Origin of the sequence: Chryseobacterium sp. P1-3, assembly GCF_000738495.1 — a bacterium.
Classification (GTDB): Bacteria; Bacteroidota; Bacteroidia; order Flavobacteriales; family Weeksellaceae; genus Chryseobacterium; species Chryseobacterium gallinarum.
In genome coordinates this window covers 1-1792 of the sequence record NZ_JPEQ01000039.1, presented here as the reverse complement: position 1 = coordinate 1792, position 1792 = coordinate 1, and the positions used below count along the sequence as shown (strand labels likewise).

Here is a 1792-nt window from a genome sequence, read left to right as displayed (position 1 = left end):
GTGTGGAAAGCTGAAGGTACTATACGAATAAGCACCGGCTAACTCCGTGCCAGCAGCCGCGGTAATACGGAGGGTGCAAGCGTTATCCGGATTTATTGGGTTTAAAGGGTCCGTAGGCTGATTTGTAAGTCAGTGGTGAAATCTCACAGCTTAACTGTGAAACTGCCATTGATACTGCAAGTCTTGAGTGTTGTTGAAGTAGCTGGAATAAGTAGTGTAGCGGTGAAATGCATAGATATTACTTAGAACACCAATTGCGAAGGCAGGTTACTAAGCAACAACTGACGCTGATGGACGAAAGCGTGGGGAGCGAACAGGATTAGATACCCTGGTAGTCCACGCCGTAAACGATGCTAACTCGTTTTTGGGATGTAAGTTTCAGAGACTAAGCGAAAGTGATAAGTTAGCCACCTGGGGAGTACGAACGCAAGTTTGAAACTCAAAGGAATTGACGGGGGCCCGCACAAGCGGTGGATTATGTGGTTTAATTCGATGATACGCGAGGAACCTTACCAAGGCTTAAATGGGAAATGACAGGCTTAGAAATAGGCTTTTCTTCGGACATTTTTCAAGGTGCTGCATGGTTGTCGTCAGCTCGTGCCGTGAGGTGTTAGGTTAAGTCCTGCAACGAGCGCAACCCCTGTCACTAGTTGCCATCATTAAGTTGGGGACTCTAGTGAGACTGCCTACGCAAGTAGAGAGGAAGGTGGGGATGACGTCAAATCATCACGGCCCTTACGCCTTGGGCCACACACGTAATACAATGGCCGGTACAGAGGGCAGCTACACAGTGATGTGATGCAAATCTCGAAAGCCGGTCTCAGTTCGGATTGGAGTCTGCAACTCGACTCTATGAAGCTGGAATCGCTAGTAATCGCGCATCAGCCATGGCGCGGTGAATACGTTCCCGGGCCTTGTACACACCGCCCGTCAAGCCATGGAAGTCTGGGGTACCTGAAGTCGGTGACCGTAAAAGGAGCTGCCTAGGGTAAAACAGGTAACTAGGGCTAAGTCGTAACAAGGTAGCCGTACCGGAAGGTGCGGCTGGAACATCTCATTTTAGAGCGTTGAAGAACGTTAAACAAAATTAGTGTCCTAGAGACACAGTACTTACTTAAAGTAAAGCTTTAGTTTTTTGTTTGGTTGGTTATATTATAAATACACAACCCACTAGAAATTAGTAAAGGGATTGAGACAAAGAGGCAAGATAAAAGAAGGAAGCGCAGTCTGATATCTAATATCTGAAATCTGTTAGTCTAACAGACAGTCTCGTAGCTCAGCTGGTTAGAGCGCTACACTGATAATGTAGAGGTCGGCAGTTCGAGCCTGCCCGAGACTACTAATTAAGGCGGCTGGCAAATCGCTTATAGCAGATGGCAAGAAAGCCAAAAGCAAGAAGCAAATCGCTAGAAGCACCTAGAGGGGGAATTAGCTCAGCTGGCTAGAGCGCCTGCCTTGCACGCAGGAGGTCAAGGGTTCGACTCCCTTATTCTCCACATAGTGGATGGTTTAATTTTAAACAAGCAAATAGAGCCAAAAACAATATTTGCGAATTAAACTTGAAATAGCAATTAAGATCATTGACATTAACGGTAAAGACATCACAAAGAGAAAACCGAGCGCATAAAGCGCTTGAGTAACCAAAAATAGGAAAGAAATCGTTAAGGGCGTATGGCGGATGCCTAGGCTTTCAGAGGCGACGAAGGACGTGGTAAGCTGCGAAAAGCTACGGGGATTGGCACACACGAATTGATCCGTAGATATCCGAATGGGGCAACCCAATACATTGAAG

General features: G+C 46.7%; 2 tRNA genes and 2 rRNA genes. All 4 read left to right on the top strand.

Annotated elements, in window-relative coordinates:
* Positions 1-1060, top strand: a 16S ribosomal RNA gene (locus tag HX13_RS21660); the annotation flags it as partial.
* 205 nt (positions 1061-1265) lie between these two features.
* A tRNA-Ile gene (locus HX13_RS21655) sits at positions 1266-1339 on the top strand.
* 83 nt (positions 1340-1422) lie between these two features.
* Positions 1423-1496, top strand: a tRNA-Ala gene (locus HX13_RS21650).
* 155 nt (positions 1497-1651) lie between these two features.
* Positions 1652-1792, top strand: a 23S ribosomal RNA gene (locus tag HX13_RS21645); the annotation flags it as partial.